This is a genomic window from Anabaena sp. AL93, assembly GCF_001672085.1.
Lineage (GTDB): Bacteria > Cyanobacteriota > Cyanobacteriia > Cyanobacteriales > Nostocaceae > Dolichospermum > Dolichospermum heterosporum.
Genome location: NZ_LJOU01000204.1, coordinates 1 through 1,857, shown reverse-complemented (window position 1 = coordinate 1,857; position 1,857 = coordinate 1). Strand labels below are relative to the sequence as shown.

Below are 1,857 nucleotides of genomic sequence, written 5' to 3'. Positions count from 1 at the left end.
AAAAATAAAGTATTAGCCCCGATTTTGGAATTCAAAATATAGTACAAAGTAACTATTTTTTAGCCATTGCCTCTGGCTAAAAAAACAGTCGGGTTGAAAAATAAGTATGAATACTCAATAAACTAGAGAGATTGCTTGACAACGAATGGGGAAAATCCAGTTTATCGTTCGGGTTTTAGAATAGGGAATCCAAGGGAAATAAAAATTTATAATTGTTGTCAGATGATGTAAAATCGGTGAGTTAAAAATCTGATAGTGCATCAAATTACTCAAACATGACTCCAAAGACAGCGACACTAGAAATTCCTGAATTAATGCAATTTTTACGTCAACAATTACATGATTTACCTGATGAAAGAAAACCTGGAAATAATACGAAATATCAGGTAGAAGACGCAGTGATGGCAGCATTTTCAATCTTTTTTACGCAGTCAGCGTCTTTTTTAGAGCATCAAAGATTAATGAAAAGCAATAAAGGAAAAGATAACGCAGAAAGTTTATTTTCAATTAAGAAAATCCCCTGTGATAATCAAATAAGAAATTTGTTAGATCCAGTTCCAGCCGCTACTATCTTTATGACTTTTCAAGAAGTCTATGAATGGTTAAATAAAAATGGAGTTTTGAAAAAGTTTGTCTATTTAGATGAAGAAATTTTAATCGCTTTAGATGGGACAGAATATTTCTCATCTAAAAAAATTAGTTGCCCTCATTGTAATTGTCGTAATCATCGAAATGGAACTACAACTTATTTTCATGGCTGTGTCACACCCATTGTAGTTTCTCCTAATCAAAAACAAGTAATTAATTTAGAACCAGAATTTATTAAAAAGCAAGATGGGCATCAAAAACAAGATTGTGAAAATGCAGCGGTTAAAAGATGGTTAAATAAGAATCATCAAAACAAGTATGGTTATGCTGCAACTCTTTTAGGGGACGACTTGTACTCTCACCAACCTATTTGTGAACTAGCTCTAAAACAAGGTTATAATTTTATTTTTGTTTGTCTGGAAGCGTCGCATAAAACTGTATATGAATGGCTAGACTTCTTAGAAAAAAGTGGAGAAGTTGCAACCGTTGAAACCAAACAATGGGATGGACGAAAAAATTTAATTTATCGTTATCGTTATGCTTCTAGAGTTCCCTTAAAAGATGAAGACTCCAGTCTCGAAGTTAATTGGTGCGAAGTAACTGTTATTAATGAAAAAACACAGAAAATCATCTACCAAAATAATTGGATTACTAATCATAAGATCACTGAAAATAATGTTGAAAAAATTGTCAAGGCTGCACGCAGCAGATGGAAAGTTGAGAATGAAGGGAATAACATTCTTAAAAATCACGGTTATAATTTAGAGCATAACTTTGGTCATGGAGAAAATCATTTGTGTGAGTTATTATTGTCTTTGAATTTATTAGCTTTTTTATTTCATACTGTTTTAGATTTAGTTAATTATACCTATCAGAAAGTTCGTGAGTTATTAGTAACCCGAACTTCTTTTTTTAATGATATGCGTAGCCTATTAAAATTTATTTGGTTTAAAGATTGGTCGGATTTTTTCTCATTTATTCTCAGGGAATATGTCCCATTTAAAAAAATAAATTCTGGTTGAAAAATGTCAATATATTGAAAGAGGAGGAGAAAGTTATTTATTCAAAAAACTATAAATTTGCTTAGAATTTCAGCTAGATTGGTAAGTTGAAATCAATTCTTCATGTCTAGATTTTTAAAGATTTTTAAAACCCTATCTATCTCCAGCGTCGGATGATAATTATCTATTAAAAAAGAATAATTTAATACAGGGTTTACACTTAAATTAAGAGAATTTTATCTTATTTTTTTCAAAATGAGAATTGCTG

The 1,857-nt window shown here is 30.6% G+C and carries 1 protein-coding gene; it reads left to right on the top strand.

Translation table 11 applies throughout. From position 1 onward, the window contains the following. Positions 1-275: 275 nt before the first annotated feature. Entirely contained in the window at positions 276-1,610 is a 1,335-nt protein-coding gene (locus AN486_RS26440; protein WP_053538738.1) for a hypothetical protein, read from the top strand. Positions 1,611-1,857 lie beyond the last annotated feature (247 nt).

What these genes read in the sequence shown, in the direction of transcription:
- AN486_RS26440 (WP_053538738.1), top strand. Translation starts at nt 276, where the DNA reads ATGACTCCAAAGACAGCGACACTAGAAATTCCTGAATTAATGCAATTT.